Origin of the sequence: Algoriphagus sp. TR-M9, assembly GCF_027594545.1 — a bacterium.
Classification (GTDB): domain Bacteria; phylum Bacteroidota; class Bacteroidia; order Cytophagales; family Cyclobacteriaceae; genus Algoriphagus; species Algoriphagus halophytocola.
Genome location: NZ_CP115160.1, coordinates 1,068,830 through 1,087,962, shown reverse-complemented (window position 1 = coordinate 1,087,962; position 19,133 = coordinate 1,068,830). Strand labels below are relative to the sequence as shown.

General features: G+C 44.0%; 15 protein-coding genes. 12 read left to right on the top strand and 3 right to left on the bottom strand.

Features of this window, described 5'->3' with window-relative positions; all coding sequences use genetic code 11:
• Positions 1–4 precede the first annotated feature (4 nt).
• Positions 5–541: a gluconate 2-dehydrogenase subunit 3 family protein gene (locus PBT90_RS04910; protein WP_264809283.1), complete on the bottom strand. Its 537-nt coding sequence runs from the start codon at positions 539–541 to the stop codon at positions 5–7.
• A 202-nt stretch (positions 542–743) separates the two neighbouring features.
• Here PBT90_RS04910 and PBT90_RS04905 point away from each other — a divergent pair, with 202 nt between their 5' ends.
• Both PBT90_RS04905 and PBT90_RS04900 read left to right on the top strand, forming a co-directional pair.
• Complete coding sequence (locus PBT90_RS04905) at positions 744–1,850, top strand: glycoside hydrolase family 43 protein (RefSeq protein WP_264809282.1); 1,107 nt, start codon at positions 744–746, stop codon at positions 1,848–1,850.
• Between the two features lie 118 nt (positions 1,851–1,968).
• Positions 1,969–4,398, top strand: coding sequence for a zinc-dependent metalloprotease (locus PBT90_RS04900; protein WP_264809281.1), 2,430 nt, complete (start codon positions 1,969–1,971; stop codon positions 4,396–4,398).
• Between the two features lie 44 nt (positions 4,399–4,442).
• On the opposite strand, the gene PBT90_RS04895 is transcribed toward PBT90_RS04900, so the two are convergent.
• Positions 4,443–6,782: a patatin-like phospholipase family protein gene (locus tag PBT90_RS04895; RefSeq protein ID WP_264809280.1), complete on the bottom strand. Its 2,340-nt coding sequence runs from the start codon at positions 6,780–6,782 to the stop codon at positions 4,443–4,445.
• A gap of 396 nt (positions 6,783–7,178) precedes the next feature.
• Here PBT90_RS04895 and PBT90_RS04890 point away from each other — a divergent pair, with 396 nt between their 5' ends.
• The 4 genes from PBT90_RS04890 to PBT90_RS04875 all read left to right on the top strand — a co-directional run bounded on the left by PBT90_RS04890 (position 7,179) and on the right by PBT90_RS04875 (position 11,307).
• Positions 7,179–8,171 carry a c-type cytochrome gene (locus PBT90_RS04890; RefSeq protein WP_264809279.1) on the top strand — a complete coding sequence of 331 codons (993 nt, stop codon included), beginning with the start codon at positions 7,179–7,181 and terminating at the stop codon, positions 8,169–8,171.
• 94 nt (positions 8,172–8,265) lie between these two features.
• Complete coding sequence (locus PBT90_RS04885; protein ID WP_264809278.1) at positions 8,266–8,649, top strand: HYC_CC_PP family protein; 384 nt, start codon at positions 8,266–8,268, stop codon at positions 8,647–8,649.
• 63 nt (positions 8,650–8,712) lie between these two features.
• Positions 8,713–10,926 carry a TonB-dependent receptor plug domain-containing protein gene (locus tag PBT90_RS04880; RefSeq protein WP_264809277.1) on the top strand — a complete coding sequence of 738 codons (2,214 nt, stop codon included), beginning with the start codon at positions 8,713–8,715 and terminating at the stop codon, positions 10,924–10,926.
• 21 nt (positions 10,927–10,947) lie between these two features.
• Positions 10,948–11,307: a heavy-metal-associated domain-containing protein gene (locus tag PBT90_RS04875; protein WP_264809276.1), complete on the top strand. Its 360-nt coding sequence runs from the start codon at positions 10,948–10,950 to the stop codon at positions 11,305–11,307.
• 146 nt (positions 11,308–11,453) lie between these two features.
• Here the strand turns inward: PBT90_RS04875 and PBT90_RS04870 are convergent, their stop codons facing one another.
• A complete protein-coding gene (locus PBT90_RS04870; protein ID WP_264809275.1) occupies positions 11,454–12,203 on the bottom strand; it encodes a DeoR/GlpR family DNA-binding transcription regulator in 750 nt (249 codons plus the stop codon).
• 185 nt (positions 12,204–12,388) lie between these two features.
• Here PBT90_RS04870 and PBT90_RS04865 point away from each other — a divergent pair, with 185 nt between their 5' ends.
• The 6 genes from PBT90_RS04865 (at position 12,389) to PBT90_RS04840 (ending at position 18,938) form a co-directional block, all read left to right on the top strand.
• Positions 12,389–13,063, top strand: coding sequence for an N-acetylmuramoyl-L-alanine amidase (locus PBT90_RS04865; protein ID WP_264809274.1), 675 nt, complete (start codon positions 12,389–12,391; stop codon positions 13,061–13,063).
• A gap of 29 nt (positions 13,064–13,092) precedes the next feature.
• Positions 13,093–14,724 (top strand): glycoside hydrolase family 10 protein, encoded by a 1,632-nt coding sequence (locus PBT90_RS04860; RefSeq protein ID WP_264809273.1) that lies wholly within the window; start codon positions 13,093–13,095, stop codon positions 14,722–14,724.
• A gap of 10 nt (positions 14,725–14,734) precedes the next feature.
• Entirely contained in the window at positions 14,735–15,214 is a 480-nt protein-coding gene (locus PBT90_RS04855) for a GNAT family N-acetyltransferase (RefSeq protein ID WP_264809272.1), read from the top strand.
• A complete protein-coding gene (locus PBT90_RS04850; RefSeq protein ID WP_270131844.1) occupies positions 15,211–16,473 on the top strand; it encodes an MFS transporter in 1,263 nt (420 codons plus the stop codon). The genes PBT90_RS04855 and PBT90_RS04850 overlap by 4 nt, the downstream gene beginning before the upstream one ends.
• 94 nt (positions 16,474–16,567) lie before the next feature.
• Complete coding sequence (locus tag PBT90_RS04845) at positions 16,568–18,277, top strand: M28 family peptidase (protein WP_264809270.1); 1,710 nt, start codon at positions 16,568–16,570, stop codon at positions 18,275–18,277.
• A gap of 58 nt (positions 18,278–18,335) precedes the next feature.
• The gene (locus tag PBT90_RS04840; protein WP_264809269.1) at positions 18,336–18,938 is read left to right on the top strand and encodes a hypothetical protein; all 603 of its coding nucleotides are present in this window, start codon (positions 18,336–18,338) and stop codon (positions 18,936–18,938) included.
• The last annotated feature ends 195 nt before the right edge of the window (positions 18,939–19,133 follow it).

Genomic DNA, 19,133 nt, shown 5'->3' with positions numbered 1-19,133 from the left:
TCTATTAGGTTTGAGCAGGTAAGGTCACGCAGCCATGGTAGTAACCTGGCGCAACTTTGTAATTTCTATAATCCACCATCACTTCTTTGACCGTAGTAAAACCTGTAATGGTCTGGGACTTCATCAGGGTGAAAAATTCCTGGTCCTTTTCATGTTCAGATGAAGCTAAGGCCAAAAGCATGGCTTCTCGCTCCTCTTTGGAGGCATTTAAAAAGCCCTTTTCATCCAAAGTGGCTAGCTGGGCTTTGATCTGATCCTGATCTTCCTTTTCATAACAATGCTCAAAAAGTTTCATCAAGTAGATATCCGTACCTGTGCTGATTGCACCAATTGGTTTAGAATCGGGTGAGGGAGTTTTGGGAGGCAAACCCTCCGGGATGATGGTGTCGGCGATTGCAGCAATAAGTTTTTCCTCCTTACTAGAGAAAAAACCGCTGTGGTTCATACCATCCAGCAATTGCCATTTCCAGTCTGCCAGCGCTAGTCCAGCTATTCCGACTACAGTTCCGCCCAGTATTTTGAGGGATTTTCTTCGGTTCATAATAGGTTAGATTGGGTTTTTACAATTCGAATATAAGGAATTCAGCAGCTTACAAAATAGCAAATCCTTAAAAGGTGAGGCTGTTGGATCAATGGTTTGAGAGGTCAGCATTGCTTGCAGCAACTCAGACTTTTGCCTACAAATAGTAGAATAATCCAATTTTCAATTTATCTTGAAGGTTGATTGACAAACAAACCTATTTATGAAAAACCTAATCTATTCACTGCCTGCACTGGTGGCAGTAACCCTTCTTGCCTCCTGTGGCAAGTCCACAGAGTCCACAGATACTGCTGCCACCGAAGTAGAAGTAATTGACAGCACCGCTTCCAAATACCTGTCACAACCGCTGATCACGGATCACTACACCGCGGATCCTTCTGCGCATGTATTTGATGGTAAAATCTACATTTACCCCTCCCACGATGTGGAATCCGATGTACCGGAGGACGACTTAGGCGCACATTTTAACATGATGGATTACCATGTTTACTCCATGGATTCCCCTACCTCTCCCATAGTAGATGCCGGAAAAGTACTTGGAGTGGATGATATCCCTTGGGCTAAAAGACAGCTTTGGGCACCTGATGCAGCTGAGAAAGATGGCAAGTACTACCTCTACTTTCCTGCCAAAGATGAGAATGATATCTTCAAAATTGGAGTGGCTGTAGGAGACTCACCTACGGGTCCATTTACAGCTCAACCTGAAGCGATTAAAGGTAGCTATAGCATAGATCCAGCAGTATATGAAGATACCGACGGATCATATTACATGTATTTCGGAGGAATCTGGGGAGGTCAGTTGCAAAAATATAGAGCCAATAAATTTGATGACAAAGGCCCGGCTCCTACTGATGGACTGCCATCTGATGATGAACCGGCTCTGGGTCCTATTATAGCTAAAATGAGTGAGGACATGCTAGAGTTTGCCGAGACACCTAAAGAGGTAATGATCCTGGATCAGAACGGTGACCCTATTTTAAATGGAGACAATGAAAGGAGGTTTTTCGAAGCGGCTTGGGTTCACAAGTATAAGGGTACATACTACCTATCCTATTCTACAGGTGATACCCATTTCATTGCATATGCTACATCAGATAGTCCTTATGGGCCATTTACCTATCAAGGGGTAGTTTTGAATCCGGTAGATGGATGGACCAACCATCACTCTATAGTGGAAGTGGATGGAGAATGGTACATTTTCTATCATGACACGCAGCTTTCTGGCAAAACACACCTGAGAAACATCAAAATGACAAAGTTAAGTCACCAAGCAGATGGCAGTATCGAGACTATAGATCCTGTCAAATAAAAAATGTAAAACAAAGATCTTACCCTTCATCTATAAAAAAGGAGTCACCAAAAATGACTCCTTTTTTAATTTCATCATCTCCGGTACTTTCGAGGCACACACCAATAGCATGTGAAACATGAGAAAAACAACTACTCTTTTTACCATTTTCTTTTTGATGCTGAGCATCGCAAGCTTTGCCCAAAAGAAAAATAAAAAAAATGCAGAGCCTGCACCTACCACACAAAAAGCTAAAAAAGGTCCCTTCAAAGACTACAAGGAAATCGTAACCAGTGAGGCCATTACAGATGAAGGTCTTTTCACTATTCACAAAGTAGGAGAAAAGAGCTACTACGAAGTGCCATTTGAACTACTGAACGATGATATGCTTTTGGTGAGTAGAATTTCTAAACTTGCTGCTGGCCTAGGAGGAGGATATACCACAGCCGGCTCTAAGTCAAACGAGCAGGTGGTTCGCTGGTCCAGAGTTCAAAACAGCATTCACCTTCGCTCTATTTCTTTCAGAAATGTGGCCGCGGACAGCCTTCCTATACATCTTTCTGTAGAAGCGAATAACTACGATCCGATCTTGGCAACCTTCAAAATCGAAGCCTTCAACCCTGATTCTACCGCCGCACTCATTGAGGTCACCGATCTTTTCCTTTCGGATATACCTGCACTGAGTGGGCTCTCCACCTCCATGAGGAAGCAATATCAAGTTCGTAATCTGGACAAAAGCAGAAGTTTTATCAGTAGAATGGCCAGCTACCCGGAAAATGTAGAAGTTCGGCATGACATGACTTACAATGCAGCAGCCCCACCTTCAAACGGCCGGGCGGGCACTATTTCTATGGAAATGAGTCAATCCATGTATTTGTTACCAGAACAGCCTATGCAGCCTAGGTTATATGATCAGCGTGTGGGCTGGTTTACCATCAGGCAAATCGATTATGGGTCTGAAGCATTGAAATCTGATGAGAAAACCTATATCCGAAGATGGAGGCTGGAGCCTAAAGACCCAGAGGCCTATGCGAGAGGAGAACTAGTAGAGCCAGTCAAACCAATCGTCTACTACTTGGATCCTGCCACCCCTCAAAAGTGGAGAAAATACTTTCGCCAGGGGATAGAAGACTGGCAGGTAGCCTTTGAAGCAGCTGGCTTCAAGAATGCCATCATCGCCAAAGATGCTCCCACACCCGAAGAGGATCCTGACTGGAGCCCGGAAGATGCCAGGTATTCTACAGTCCGCTATGTAGCCACCACTACCCGAAATGCCATGGGACCAAGTGTATCTGACCCTAGATCAGGTGAAATCATAGAAAGTGATATCGTATGGTATCACAATCACCTGAGATCTTATAGAAACCGCTACCTGTTGGAAACTGGCGCTGCCAATCCTTCTGCCAGAACGCTGAATACTCCGGATGAAGAAATCGGGGAAATGATGAGAAGAGTGATTTCACATGAAATCGGACATGCTATCGGATTGCCACATAACATGAAGGCTTCCTACGCATACCCTACTGACTCCTTGCGATCTGCCACTTTCACCCAAAAATGGGGACTGGCAGCCACTATTATGGACTACACCAGATACAATTATGTGGCTCAGCCTGGAGACGAAGGCGTACGCTGGGTACGAATGCTAGGTCCTTACGACAATTATGCGGTAAACTGGGGATATAGATATATTCCAAATGCTAATTCACCCGAAGAAGAAAAGCCAATCCTCAACAGCTGGATCGCTGAAAAAGCCGGAGACCCGATGTACCTCTTTGGCGGCAGCAATTCTTTTGACCCTAGCTCCCAAACCGAATCGGTAGGTGATGATCCTGTGAAAGCAAGTACTTACGGACTGGCTAACCTAAAAATTGTTGCTCCAAACCTAGCTGCATGGACTGCCACCGAAGGTGAAGGTTATGGTGACCTAGAAGAGCTTTATGGAGAATTGATAGGAGTTTGGTCCAGATATGCAAACCACGTAGTAACTAACATCGGAGGGGTATATGAGGAATTTAAAACCACCGACCAGGATGGAGTCACTTACACACCTACCCCTAAGGCTGAGCAAGTAGAATCCATGAACTTCCTCAATGAAAATGTATTTACCACACCTGAATGGCTTTTGCAAAAGGAAATCCTAAGCAACATAGAGCCTAGCGGAGCAGTAAGTGCTGTTAAAAGCTTGCAGTCCAGAATACTAAATAATGTTCTCAGAATGGACAGACTGGAGCGTATGATAGAAAATGAAGCTTTGAATGGTAACGAAGCCTACTCTATGACTCAGATGATGGCTGACCTTAGAAAAGGAGTCTGGTCGGAGTTATCCGGAACACAAGCAATAGATGCTTTCCGTAGAAACCTACAGCGTGCTCATGTGGAGCGGCTAGCATCCTTGATGAGCCAAGATGAAAGAAGCCGATCCGATGTGAGTGCGGCCGCCAGAGCTGAGCTGAAATCTATCCAGACTGCAGCTAGAGCTGCAAGCTCCAAATATGGAGCTGGGATAGTCCGGAACCATCTCCGGGATATTGATGCACTGGTTGATTCCATACTAAACGCTGATTGATTTCGAAAAGCCGTTGCCAAAAATCACATGGCAGCGGCTTTTTTTTAGCGATCGGAGTAGTTAAATGAGAAACCGATGGATATATAACTTCTAAGCGCTTTATCCTTGTTATTCCCACCTATTCCTGCACTGATGGGGCCTAAAATCGACTGGTAGGAGATATCCAGCCCATACCCAAAATAGCTATCCTGCTGGTAAATCTTATTGAAAAATTCCGGATCTGTAAATGAAACCTGATCACTATAGCCCAATAGGTTTGCCCCAGCCCTCAGGTAAATTTTGTTAAGCGGAATATACTGGATGCCAGCACCAAACTTTATGAAATTTGGGGTTTGTACTTCCGCATAATTAAGACCCCAAAACTGCGTGTCATTAAATCGCACATTTTGATACCCTCCAACGAAGAAATCGCTAAACACCTTATCTGATTCTTCTGAAGACAAGGTAAGGCCGGCAGCGAGCTCGGGACGAATCTGCAGTTTGGAACTTATCCTGATGAATTTTGAGTATTTGCCATAGGTGGATAGGTAAGAATTAGGTACCAGCTCTTCTATAAATGAATCAAAAACCTCTTTAGAAATGGGCAATTCTCCCTCATCTGTATCTAAATAGATAGTATCTACCCCAGGGTTCAGCTTAAAGTTCAGCCAGTCTTTAAAGTGCAAAGTAGTTTCCAATAGAGCTTCTGCCCCTTTAGTGGGATAATTTCTGTCATTCTGGGAATTTCTGTAATACTTAAAACGTCCTCCAAAATAGGTTTGCCGCCCATTTCTGACCTCATCAAATGAACTGGATAGGAACCTGTATTTAGATTTTGACGCGTCGAATACTCCGCCAATATAGAATGCCTGCTTCAATGAATTGGTAGAAATCATTTGGGCTTCAACCCTAGTGTTTTGACCGATCTGAACATCACTTTCCTTACCTTCTATATAGGAAGGCAGCTCCTGTCTCAGGTAGTTTGCCCTTAAATTAAATGCAAACTTTTTATTGGTCCCAGTATATTTATAGTAGTCAAATCTGAACTTAGGATTTTCGGAAACATCAGCAAGTACCACTGTTCTTGAGTTGTGCCCCAGCACTTCCCTGGCCGTAAAATTAAGCAGAATCCCTGCTGAAAATTGGTTGTCATAATGAATAGCCGTACTCAACAAGGTGCTTGGCTTTTCTTTGATACGCACCAATATTTCATAGCTATTGATCCCCAAAGGAGTCAGACGATAATCCACCTTGTAGAAACCATTCATCCCATAAATGCCATGCACTGCAGTTTCCAGTTCATCTCTTGTCACATACTCCCCTTCATTGATATTCATTTTGGAGCGGATTAAGTCTGTGGAGAATAGGTTATTGCCAAGGATTTCAATCCTATTGATTTGAATGGAGTCCGTTTGGAAAGACAGACCAGGAATCACATCTTTTCTTTCCAGGCTATCAGCCAAAGCTTTAAATTGAGCAAAGTATTTTTCGCCGGTCTTTTTACCCAGTTCCAGAATCTCGTTATAAGCACTGAAACTACCTGTGGAATAGCCCTCCAGATCAGGCTTGATATAAATATCGGTAGCCTCAATGTTTTCTTTGGTAATGCTCAGTGAAGGAGCCATCGCGATCTGCATTAATATCCCTCCAAAACCGCCCAAATCATCTACTTCTTTGAAGTCTTCATCGCTGACATTTACCCCAATTACCACATCAGCTCCCATTCCTCGAACTATATCAACTGGAAAATTATTCACTACACCCCCATCTACTACTGAAGTACTATCTAATTCAAAAGCCGAAAAAACGGTAGGAATAGCTATACTGGAGCGTAATGCATCCTGCAAATACCCCCGGTCAAAGATCATAGGCTGACCCGTTCGGATATCCGTAGCAACGCAGCGAAATGGAATTGGGAAATCATCAAAAGTCTCATAAGAATTTGCCGGCCAGGTATAATAATGCAAAATATCGGAGAGGACCTGACCTTGGATCAATCCGGAAGGAAAGGCTATTTTTCCCTTGACAATAGGAAACTCTAGTAGGTAGCGGTTATAATATTCCTTTTCCTCAAAAGCTATGTATTTAAAATCAACCCGGTTTGAAATCAATAAACCCCAATCAATACGCTGTATAATCTGCTCTAGCTCATCGGCGCTGTAGCCTAGGGAATAAAGCCCACCTACTACTGCCCCCATACTGGTACCTACAATGTAATCCGGTCTGATCCCAGCTTGCTCTAAGGATTTCAAAACCCCAACGTGCGCAATCCCTTTTGCGCCGCCACCACTCAATACTAAACCAATTTTTGGCCTTTCCTCCTGGGAATCCAACCCTTGTGAAAACAAATCACAGGAATAAAAAAATAGAAATAAGATGGAAAGTGCCTGTAGGTACCTATACATATTGGCGGATTCATTTAAAATTAAAGCTGTAAATTTTTCAGCAAATTCCTGACAAAGGCTGTAAAAATTATCTGTTAAAAGCAGGTTAAATGAACAGCTGCTTTGATTATAATGGCTGTAAAGCTTGACAAGGAGCTCCCCCACTTCAGATCAAAAATCAACCCTATCTCAGTTTAGTTTGATCACTTGGTATTTCAAAAATAACTACCGCCTCCCCCATAATCCAGCACGCTCTTTTCTAAATGAATTCAGTACCTAACCAATTGAATCAAAGCCAAATATAGATTATATCAAGATAATATTTAATTTTTCATTAATCGAAAGGATATTTTCACATATACAATTTTGTATTTGAAAAAATAAATTTACCTTTTCCAAGATCTATTTTTAATTTTTATGAAAAAACTAATTAAAGTTTTCGCCTACCTCATCGGAACCCTAATTGTATTAGGCCTAATAGGAATAGCATACGTCAATTTCGCTTTCCCAAAAGTCCAACCTGCCCCTGACCTGACGGTTGATATAAGTCCGGACCGGGTAGCTCGGGGAGCATACCTAGCCAATCATGTGACTGTCTGCGTGGATTGTCATTCAGTGAGAGACTTTTCTCAGTTTTCCGGGCCGATTACACCCGGTACTTTGGGTCAGGGAGGAGATAGGTTTGACCAAAACATGGGCTTCCCCGGTGTGTTTTATGCCAAAAACATTACGCCTGCGGGGATTTCGGATTATACTGACGGAGAATTGTTCCGATTGATTACTACAGGGGTCACCAATGAAGGCAGAGCGATGTTTCCCCTGATGCCATATGCGTATTATGGAAAAATGGACCCCGAGGACATTTATGACATCATAGCCTATATCCGCACACTGGAACCTATTGAAAATGAAGTCCCCGAATCCAAAGCGGACTTTCCGGTTAATATTATCCTCAAGACCATTCCCAAAGATGCCACCCCCATGGACAAACCTGCCAAAACCGATCAGGTAGCCTATGGAAAATACCTCACCAATGCGGCGTCTTGTGTGGAGTGCCATACCCCTGTGGATGCGCAGGGTGTGATCCTAGCAGGTCAGGAATTTTCTGGGGGACGTGAATTTGCCTCGCCGGATGGTTCCGTGGTTCGTTCTTCTAACATCACTCAACATGTGGAGAATGGAATAGGAAATTGGACAGAGGAATTGTTTGTCGGTAGATTCAAGCAGTATTTGGATTCAGGATACCACTTGCCTCAGGTGGCTCCTGGCGAATTCAACTCCATCATGCCCTGGGTCATGTATGCAGGGATGAAGGAAGAAGACCTCAAGGCTATTTATGCCTATTTGAAAACTGTGGAACCCATTTCAAATTCGGTAGTAAAATTCACACCTCCTAGTGGCGCCGAATAATTTACTTTGCTGAAAAGCTAAACCTACCTCCTTTTCATTCGTAAGGAAGGTAGGTTTTTCTTTTAGCTTCAAATTAACGACCTTTGCAAAAGCTATGAAATCAATTCTCTCATCCTTAATGCTCCTGTTTTTCTTGGCAGGCCAAGTCAATCTGACTTTGGCAGCGCATTACTGTGGGGATGAATTGAAAAGTGCAGCGGTGACTATTGCTCCGGAAAAGACAGATTGCTGTGGGACAGATTCGGCGAATATTCCAGATACCGATTGCTGTACAGATGAATATGCTTCTTCGGATTCCGACGATTATTTCGGTAAGGCACAGTTTCAAACTCAGTTGTCACCTGATTTTCTTTTGGCCTATGTGCTGACTATTCCCGGCATTCAGTGGGAAGACGAAGAACTTACCCGTAGCGAATACCTCTTCCCGGACAAACCTACTCCGGATCTTACTATACTCTACCAATCTTTCTTGATTTAGAAACTGCTTGATTTTTATTCGCTTTAGCGAAACCTAATCAATTATATTACAAGCAGTTATAAAATGAAATCAATAATTCTATTTATAGGATGTTTGACGATTTCTTCCTTGGCACTGGCTCAAAACAGTATTCAAGGTAAGGTTCAATCTACATCCAATGAGCCTCTCATCGGGGCCAGCATTAAAATTTTAGATAAAGCCCAGGGCACGGTAACGAATCTGGAAGGTCTATTTCACCTTGATCAAGTGGCGGACTCTGACCTACTGGTAGTCTCCTATCTAGGATACGAACCTGACACCCTTGCTCCGCTATTTGACCAGCAAATGCTCATCACCCTAGAGGAAAGTGGGGATACTCTAGAAGGTGTGACTGTACGGGCAGGATCTGAATCGGTGGTCGATGAGGCGCCTTTTCTCAATATCCTGATTACCGAAAACGAACTCCAAAAAGCAGCCTGCTGCAATCTTTCAGAGAGTTTCGAAACCAATGCCTCTGTGGATGTATCCTACGCCGATGCAGTTACCGGGACCAAAATGATCCAAATGATGGGTCTGGATGGACGGTATGTATTGATCAGCCGTGAAGGGATTCCCAATATCCGAGGGCTTAACTCCAGGCTAGGATTGACCTTTGTGCCCGGCACCTGGATCCAGTCCATAGATGTAGGCAAGGGTGCGGGAACGGTCATCAATGGCTATGAATCCATGACAGGACAGATCAATGTGGATTTGTTCAAACCAGAATCCATGGATAAGTGGTACTTGAACGCTTACCTCAATTCCTTTGGCAGAATGGAAGTGAATGCCAATCATCAGATTTCATTATCTGAAAAATGGAGTTCCGGAGTACTCTTTCATGCCAGCCAACTGAGTTCTGAAATAGATGGAAATGACGATGAGTTCATGGATATCCCCAAATCCCGCCAGCTGAATTTCCTCAATCGGTACAAGTATGAGGGCGATCGACTTATGGCCCAAATCGGGATCAACTTATTCATGTCAGATAATGCAGGAGGTCAAAAGGGATTTGACTTCAATTCCGACCTCAGCACCAGCGATGTATATGGCTATGAGATGGATACCAGAAAAGCTGAAATATTCGGAAAACTCGGAATGATCTATCCCAATAAGCCTACTCAAAGCTGGGGCTTGCAGTACTCCCTTTCCTATCAGGATTTCAAGGGTGGAGCTGGCAGAAGACTTTACAGCGGAATTGAAAAGACAGCCTATGGTAATTTCATTTACCAAAACATCTTGGGATCAAGCTTTCACCAGTACAAAACGGGAGTGAGTTTTCTATACGATGATTATGAAGAGACCTTTAACTCCAACACACCCTCTGGTCTGGACACGGCCATGTACCGCACTGAGAAAGTTCCGGGTTTATTCTTTGAATACAACTTTATCCCAAATGAGGAAGTCACCATCGTAGCCGGGGCTAGAACGGACTTTCACAATCTCTTTGGTACCTATTTCACACCTAGAGTTCACGCCAGATGGGAATTTATCCCAAACTGGACGCTAAGGGGCTCAGTGGGAAAAGGATACAGAACGCCCAATGCCCTGATGGAAAACAGTTCGGTTTGGATTTCAGCCAGAGAGTTAGTCTTCAATGCTGAACTCAAGCCTGAAGAAACCTGGAATACAGGAGTCAGTCTGGCTGGAAATTTCACTGTAGATGATCGCCCACTGAGTATTGTGGCCGATTATTTCTACACAGATTTTATCAATCAGCTAGTGTATGACCGGGACATCAGTGCTGACCTGCTAGTCATCAATAACCTCCATAAAGGATCATTTGCAAACAGTTTCCAAATCGAGGCTAGCTTTCCTATTACCGAGAGACTGGATGCCAAAGCAGCTTACAAACATTATGAAATGATGATGACTACCAATGGACTCCTTCAGCAAATCCCCCTTCAAAGTCGTGACCGGTTCTTTATGAATTTGGCTTATGCCACCAACTATGATAAATGGAAGGCTGATATGACCCTGAACTGGAATGGACCGATGCGGATTCCAAACACCAGTGAAAGCCCGGTAGAATTTCAGCAACCAAGCGAATCCCCTGATTTCTTCATGCTAAATGCCCAGGTAAGTCGAGGTTTCCGCTGGGGGAGCATTTACCTTGGAGGTGAAAACATCTTGAATTTCAAACAATCAAATCCAATTATAGATCCTGAAAACCCTTTCGGGGAGAACTTCGACGCCTCCATGACCTGGGGACCAATAGCAGGAAGGGTAATTTACACAGGTATCCGCTACAAAATCAACTAAGAATTCTTAACTAATAAACAGATGAAAAAATTAACCTTAACCTTAATTATCGCTGCTTTTGCATTTGCTGCCCAAGCCCAAGTGAAAACCATAGGCATCAAAACATCAGCAATTTGTGAAATGTGTAAGGAAACCCTAGAAAGGGATCTTACTTTTGAAAAAGGTGTGAAGTCGGTCAATCTGGACCTGGAAACCAAGGTACTGAATATCGCATACTTGGACTCCAAAACAGACCCGGACAAGCTTAGAAAGAGAATCACAATGGTAGGATACAATGCCGACTCTCTGAAACGCGACCCAAAAGCTTACGCAAAGCTTGACGAATGCTGCAAAGACGGTGCACACGATGAGGACAAGCACCCAAAGAAAAAAGACAATTAATAAATGAAAGGCTTCTCAGAAATGGGAAGCTTTTTTACTTTCATAACCACTAAATACCCAGCGCATTTCGCAGCTAGAAAAACTCAAACCTGTCTAGCCAGCAAAGGCAAGCTATGACCTATAGATTCCAAAGTAGGTAACCATGCTCAAACCAACATTAACTCAAGTGGCCTAAACGAATCGAGCAATGGATCGGATGGTTCAAGTTCTGTAACCAAAGTATGAACTGCCGTCATATCACAGGTTTTGTATTTCTGAACGGAGTGTAGCTTATCCGAAACTGACAGAATCACCGTCTTTTTGGCTGCTCGTATCATCGCCTGCTTCACCTGAATCACCTCCCAGTCAAACTCCGTCAATCCAAATTTCGCATCCAAATAGCCCGTCCCCAAAATACACATGTCCACCCGAAGCTGGGAAAGTGCATTCACTACCATCCCTCCTACCGCAAACTTCGCGTCGTGAAGTAACTTGCCTCCCAGAAAAATAACCTCCACATTTTCATGCTCCAGCAATGCCATCGCCACATGTAAACTTGGGGTAAATACCGTCAGTACCAGCTTTTTCGGAATCAATTTGGCCACCTCCAAATTCGTCGTCCCCCCACTCATCAGGATGACCTGGCCATCCGAGAGCAAAGAAACCGTTTTCTCTGCGATCGATATCTTTTTCGACTTCAGGTAAATATTCCCGTCATCTTTAGTGAAGGTCATAAAGCCAAATGAAGTAGCGCCCCCATGTACCTTTTTCAGCTTTTTCTCCTTGTCCAATTCCTTCACATCCCTACGAACTGTGTCTATGGAGACATTCAATGCTTCTGACAAATCATTCAATAGTACCCGGTGATGCAGGTGGACCTGGTCTAAAATATACTTGTGTCTTTCTTCTTTAAGCATCGGGAGAAGGTGGTTGAGTTGGGAAAGCTAACAAAAACAGCAAAAACTTGCAAAACAATAATCAAATTGAAATATCCAGCAAAAAATTGCTAGAATTCCTTCCTTATCCTGCATTTTTCTAGGTAGTTTAGCTGTACTAAATCCCCTCCCAATCTCAGCTTTCGCAGCAAAAAATCATTGTAACCATGAAGTTCTGTACGTCCAAAACCAGCCTTTTCTTACTCGGATTTACGCTTTTTCAAATGTCCTGCAGCCCAAAATCCACCTTTAGGATTATAGACAAGCCCATCACCTGGAACCAAGATCGCGAAGCACTCTCTTTGAAATACCTGAAAGAAAGGCATGGACTAGACCAAGAGACTGCTTCCATTTCCCCCAAAATGGTGGTCATTCACTGGACGGCAATTGACAACATAGAAGTGACTTTTGATGTCTTCGATCCTCCCACGTTGGCCGGTAGAGCAGATCTGACCGGAGCGAGCAACTTAAATGTGTCCAGTCAGTTTTTGATCGACCGGGACGGCACGATTTTTAGACTATTGCCTGACACTACTTTTGCCAGACACACCATCGGATTAAATTACCTGGCCATAGGAGTGGAAAACATAGGCAGTGATGACATGCCGCTCACTAAGCTGCAGTTAAAAGCTAATGAAGAACTCGTGCGATACCTGAAAAGTAAATACCAAATCGACTATGTGATTGGGCATCACGAATATCAAAATTTCCAGAGCACTGATCTTTGGAAAGAATCAGACCCTGACTATCGCACCATCAAAACAGACCCAGGAGATGCTTTCATGAGAAAACTTCGAGAAAATCTGGAAGACCTAAATTTGAAACCTGTACCGACACTCTGATCACCAATCAACAACCAACTTATTACCCCATGAAATCCCTTTCAAGGTACCTCTTTATCGCCTTGGCTTTTGGCTTGCTCCTTTCTGCCTGTAAATCCCAAAAGACTGCCACTAGTACCAAACGGCCCTCTGGAGCAATAGATGGCAGTCCCAGTCCTGATACTGGGGCTAACCTTCCTGTGAAAAACCTGCCCATGGCGCCGGTGGCTTTGCAGCCTCTATCCTACCAGATGCCTGAGATGCCCAGAGAATTTCGTGGAGTATGGATCGCTACTGTGGCAAATATCGACTGGCCGATATCTCCGGATGATGCCTATGAGAAGCAAAAGCGTGATTTTATAGAGATTTTGGATTATTACAAAAACCTGAACTTCAACGCAGTAATCGTCCAAGTCAGGACAGCGGGTGATGCATTTTACCCCAGTAATCTCGCACCCTGGTCCAAATACCTCACCGGAAAACAGGGGAAAGCACCCAATACTACTGAAAATCCCCTCACTTGGATGATCAATGAAGCCCATGCCAGAGGGATGGAATTTCATGCCTGGCTCAACCCGTACCGGGCTACTATGAACCTGAGCACTTCAGATTTAAGTCCGGATCATGATTACCATCTTCACCGGGATTGGATGCTGAAATACGATACGAAATACTATTACAATCCGGGCTTACCCGAAGTTAAAGCTCATTTGCTGGCTGTAATCAAGGAAATCGTAGAAAATTACGATATAGATGCCATTCACTTTGACGATTACTTTTACCCCTATAAAGTCCCGAGACTGGATTTTCCGGATAATGCAACTTATCAAAAGTATAAGAAACCGGGTCAGTCACAGGACGACTGGAGGAGGGAAAATGTCAACCAATTGATATTGGCACTGAACCAGACCATTAAGCAAAGTAAACCCTGGGTTCAGTTTGGAATATCCCCTTTTGGAGTGTGGAGAAATCAGGATAAAGATCCCAATGGCTCTCCTACCCGTGCCGGCCAGACTAACTACGATGATCTCTACGCTGATGTCTTGCTTTGGATGAAAAATGGCTGGGTAGATTACATGATCCCTCAACTGTACTGGAGCATGGATCACAAGCTGGCCTCCCATAGAATTCTAAATGACTGGTGGGCCAGAAATCACTACAATACAAATATTTATATCGGAAATGGCCCCTATAAAATCCGGGAAGATTCTGACAAGGCCTGGGACAATCCCCGCGAGATCAATTCGCAGATTTCCTATACCCGCACCTTACCTACGATACAAGGAAATGCATTTTTCTCCGCTAAATCCATGAAAATCAAAAACCAGGATATAGCTCAATTGCTGAAGAGAGAACTCTATAACGAACCTACTTTACCCCCCTCATTTCAACCGAAAAGCCCTGCGATAATCGATACTCCGGTAGTCTTCTCTGTGGAAGCCAATGCAGAAATGACAACCATTCGTATGGCAAATCCGCTTGATCCGGCGATACGATATGCCTTAATCCAAGGTGCCAACGAATTGGATCAATTGGCCGATTCGGAGATCCATCCGGTGTGGGTAGGCGGCATGCGTGCCAGAACGCTAGAAGTAAAAAGTCTAAATACCGAGTATCTTGCGGTTCGTTGGATAGACCATTACGGGAGGATAGTCCAGACCCAGGTATACCAAATCCCATAAATCAACTGTTATGCAAGACATGCTCGTTCGCTTGATTGGATTGCCAGACATTTCACTCGAAGAGTCACGCCTGTTAAAAAAGGAAAACATAGTCTTTCGCAGAGCGATAGCACCTGAAAAGCACCTGGTTTGCGAATGGGTTTTGGAGCAATTTGGAGCGTACTGGAAATCCGAAACGGAAATTTCGTTTACCCGACAGCCAGTGACCTGCATGCTGGCGCAAAGAGGCAATGATATCCTGGGCTTTGCCTGCTACGAAAGCACAGCCAAAAACTTCTTTGGCCCCACCGGAACTTTAGAAACTGAACGCGGAAAGGGAATAGGCAGAATCCTATTGATCAAATCCCTGCAAGCCATGCGGGAAATGGGCTATGCCTACGCCATCATAGGCGGAGTGGGACCGGCAGAATTTTACCAAAAAGCCGTAAATGCAAAAACCATCGAAGGGTCAGAAATCAGTGTCTATGAAAATCTGATCAGAAAACCATGAACAAACCCAGTCAAAAATCCCCTTGGATATGGATTCCTTCACTTTACATGACCGAAGGTATTCCGTACATCGTCATCATTGTGGTGTCTGTGATCATGTACAAAAAGCTCGGCATCTCCAATTCGGACATTGGTTTGTACACAAGCTTATTGTATTTGCCCTGGGTGATCAAACCGATCTGGAGCCCAATAGTTGATCTCTTCGGCACCAAACGGAAGTGGTTTCTTTCCATGCAGTTTATCCTTTCTTTAGTCTTTTTTGAAGTGGGCTTAAGCACTGCCGGCAATCAGTTTTTCTTCATCACCTTAGCCTTTTTCTGGATGGGGGCTTTTGCCTCCGCCACCAATGACATCGCCTCCGATGGCATGTACCTGATCGCGCTGAAACCTGAGCAACAATCCTTCTTCGTAGGGTTACGGGGGACTTTTTATAGAATAGGAATGATTACCGGACAGGGACTCATCGTAATGGTAGCAGGCTATCTGGAAACCAGTCTGGGAGATAACAGCAAGGCTTGGTCCTACACCATGACCCTGGTCGCTTTGCTGATGCTGATGCTGACTTTCATCAATTCTTTGGCTACGCCAAAAGTAGAAGAAACAGCTGAAAAAAGAGCCCGGGAAGCCAGTTTTGGGAAGGTTTTTAGCACCTTTTTCACCAAGAAAAACATAGGGATTTCCTTGGCCTTTGTGCTTCTCTATCGTCTAGGAGAATCTCAATTGGTGAAAATGGCATCTCCATTTCTACTGGAAGATAGACAGACGGGTGGACTGGGATTAAGCACCTCGGAGGTAGGTTTTCTATATGGAACTATTGGGGTCATTGCTTTACTTTTAGGCGGTATTCTCGGGGGAATTGCCATTTCCCGTCATGGATTGGGCAAATGGATGATCCCTATGGCACTTTCCCTCAACCTACCAAATTTATTGTACATCGGGCTGGCACATTTCCAACCGGAAAACATATTGTTTGCAGGGACGGTGGTCGTGATCGAGCAATTCGGCTATGGATTCGGTTTTGCCGCTTATATGATCTTTCTGATTTACCTGGCTGAGGGACTATTCAAGACCTCCCACTATGCTCTGGCCACAGGATTTATGGCTATGGGCATGATGTTTCCCGGGATGATTTCAGGCTATATCCAAGAATGGCTGGGCTATACCGGATTTTTCATCTGGGTTGGCATTGCGATGATTCCGGCTTTGGCGATCGCTGCCTCCGTCAAATACCCGAAAGAATTTGGCAAGAAAATCAATTAATCCTCTTCACCTAAGCCCACAGCATTCTGTTTCTTTAAGCGGTTTCCATTTTACACTTAGAAAACACTAACTAGCAACGGAAAACTAATCCAGCATGAATTTAAAAGCAACATTCCTCCTAGTTCTAATCAGTCTCTCGGGCGTTTCTTTTGCGCAGAAATCCCCCCTACATCAAAGTATCAATCCCTATTTCAGCCTAGTACGCCCGGAATTCAAAGCCGATTTGGCCTATGAAACAGTTGGTTTTGTGGAGCAATATTGGAGACTTGCGGGCAACACCGGATTTGATGCCACCGTCTATAGGATTGCTGAAAAACTGGAAGCTGCAGGCTATGTTTTAGAAGAAAATGCATCCTCCTCAGACAGGTTCACTTACCGAATCGAAACTAGGAAAATGAATCGGCCAACATGGGAGCCAGTAGCTGCATCCCTGGAAATACTCGGCACCGATGACTTACTGCTCAACTCCGAGACCAACCGAAATATGACTTACCAATACTCCTCCTCCACTCCCCCATCCGGAGTGAGAGCTGAAGTGGTCTACATATCGTCTAGAGATCAACTGACTGCTAGTGCTGTCAAGGGAAAGATCATCTTTTCGGACCAGTTAAGCTTCAGAGCGCTTCAGTCTTTTGTAGGAGAAAATGCAGCTTTGGGAGTGCTGACATACGACATGCCGGAGTACCTTCAGCCAGAAAAAAACACCACTTCCATCCAATTTCGAGGGTTGAGGTATGATGAAAAGAATCCCATCTGGGCCATTGCATTGTCTTACCGGGCCAAGGACCAACTAAAATCAGCCCTAGCCAAAGGCAAAGTAGAAGTCCTGGCAAAGGTAGAAACCAAGATTTATGAATCGGAGGAACTGACCGTAGTCGCCAATGTGAAAGGCTCGGAATTACCCCTGGAAAGCTTGGTTTTTTCTGCCCATATCCAGGAACCTGGTGCCAATGACAACGCCACCGGAGTGGGCACTCAACTGGAAATGGCAAGCATTACCGCTGATCTGATCAAACAAGGGAAGCTAGACCTGAAGCGCACGCTTACCTTTCTCTGGGGGGACGAAATCGTATCCACAGGACGGTATATACAAGAAAAGGACAAAAGAGAAGCCGCCATCAACTGGGGCATTTCCCTGGACATGGTGGGCGAAAACACAGCTATCACAGGTGGAACTTTCCTGATAGAAAAAATGCCTGACCCAAGTGCTATCTGGACACGAGGAGAGGATAAGCATAGCGAATGGGGAGGCAGACCACTGAAAGTCGAGGACATGACTCCTCACTACCTCAATGATTTTATCATAAGCGTTTTTGAAACGCAAGGTGAGTATGCAGACTGGGTGGTCAAAACCAATCCCTTTGAAGGAGGATCTGATCACACGCCCTTTTTGAGGGCAGATATTCCAGGACTATTGCTTTGGCACTTTACGGATCAGTTTTATCACACCGATAATGACCGTCTGGACAAGGTCTCCCAGAAAACCATGCAAAATGTAGGGACAGCCGCCTTGGTTTCGGCTTACACCCTTTTGAACGCGGACGAACACACTGCCGATCAACTCGTGTTGATGCTTTCATCAGCAGCCCATGCTAGATTGCAAACCGAGTTTCAGCTGAGTAAAGATGCTATAGCAGGCGGTGGATCAAAAAAAGATGAGCAATTGATTTTGGATACCTGGGTAGAATATTATGCCAAAGCCTTGGATTCCATCAAAGCTCTGATTAGTGAAAATGATCAGGCTACTTTGCAAAAGATATCCCAGGCCAAAGAAGAATTAAAGAACAAGACTCCCCAGCTGTAGCCCATAATTGCAACTAAGTTTTTTTGTTAGCTTTCGGTCAAATACTTAAATAAACTTTATGACTATAAAAATACTTCAGCACTTTATCCTCCTTACTCTTTTTTTAGGGTCAAGCTCCTTTGCTCAAGAAGCAAAAAACCTGACATACTATATAGGTGCCGGCCCTGCAATTGATGGAAACATAGGACTTTATGGCATTCATGTGAGTAATGAACTGAGTTATTCCTTAGGTAAGAGGACTACTTTGAACCCCTCTTTGACCTATTACCAATCGATTAAATCATTCGACAATTTTGATGACCCAAATTTTGGTCAGGATAATTCTTCTGGCCTTTTCACCAGTGCCACATTGAAATACGATGTACTGAAAACTAAAAAGGATTTTAGAATCTCTTTGGCCTTTGGACCTTCTTTTCAAATCGGAAGTGAAAACAGTACCGATGGAGCTTACTTAAGGCAAGATGAGCTTGGGACATATTATGAATATTTGTATAGCATAGAGCGGTTTGCCAGGTTAGGTTATACACAACAGGTCGTATTTGACTGGAAAAGCAAAAATGAAAATAGAAGAAACTCGGCATTAGTGAGCATGTCTTCGTTCGGAGGTTATTGGCCGTGGTACTTAATGGCAACGTACAGAATGGGGTTCAAATTAAAGTAATCTCAAGTTGAACTTGGAAATTGACTCTTGAAATTTGGCAATTATGGATTCCCGCTTTCCAGCCGGTAAAGAGACCAAAGCAATAAAGGTACGTTAAACTTAAAAATTGTGGTCATTTCGGCCTATCCCGCTACTGCGCGATTCTTCGCGGTCTTCTGACCAGGTAAGCAAAAAGATTTTGGTGACTGGCACCAC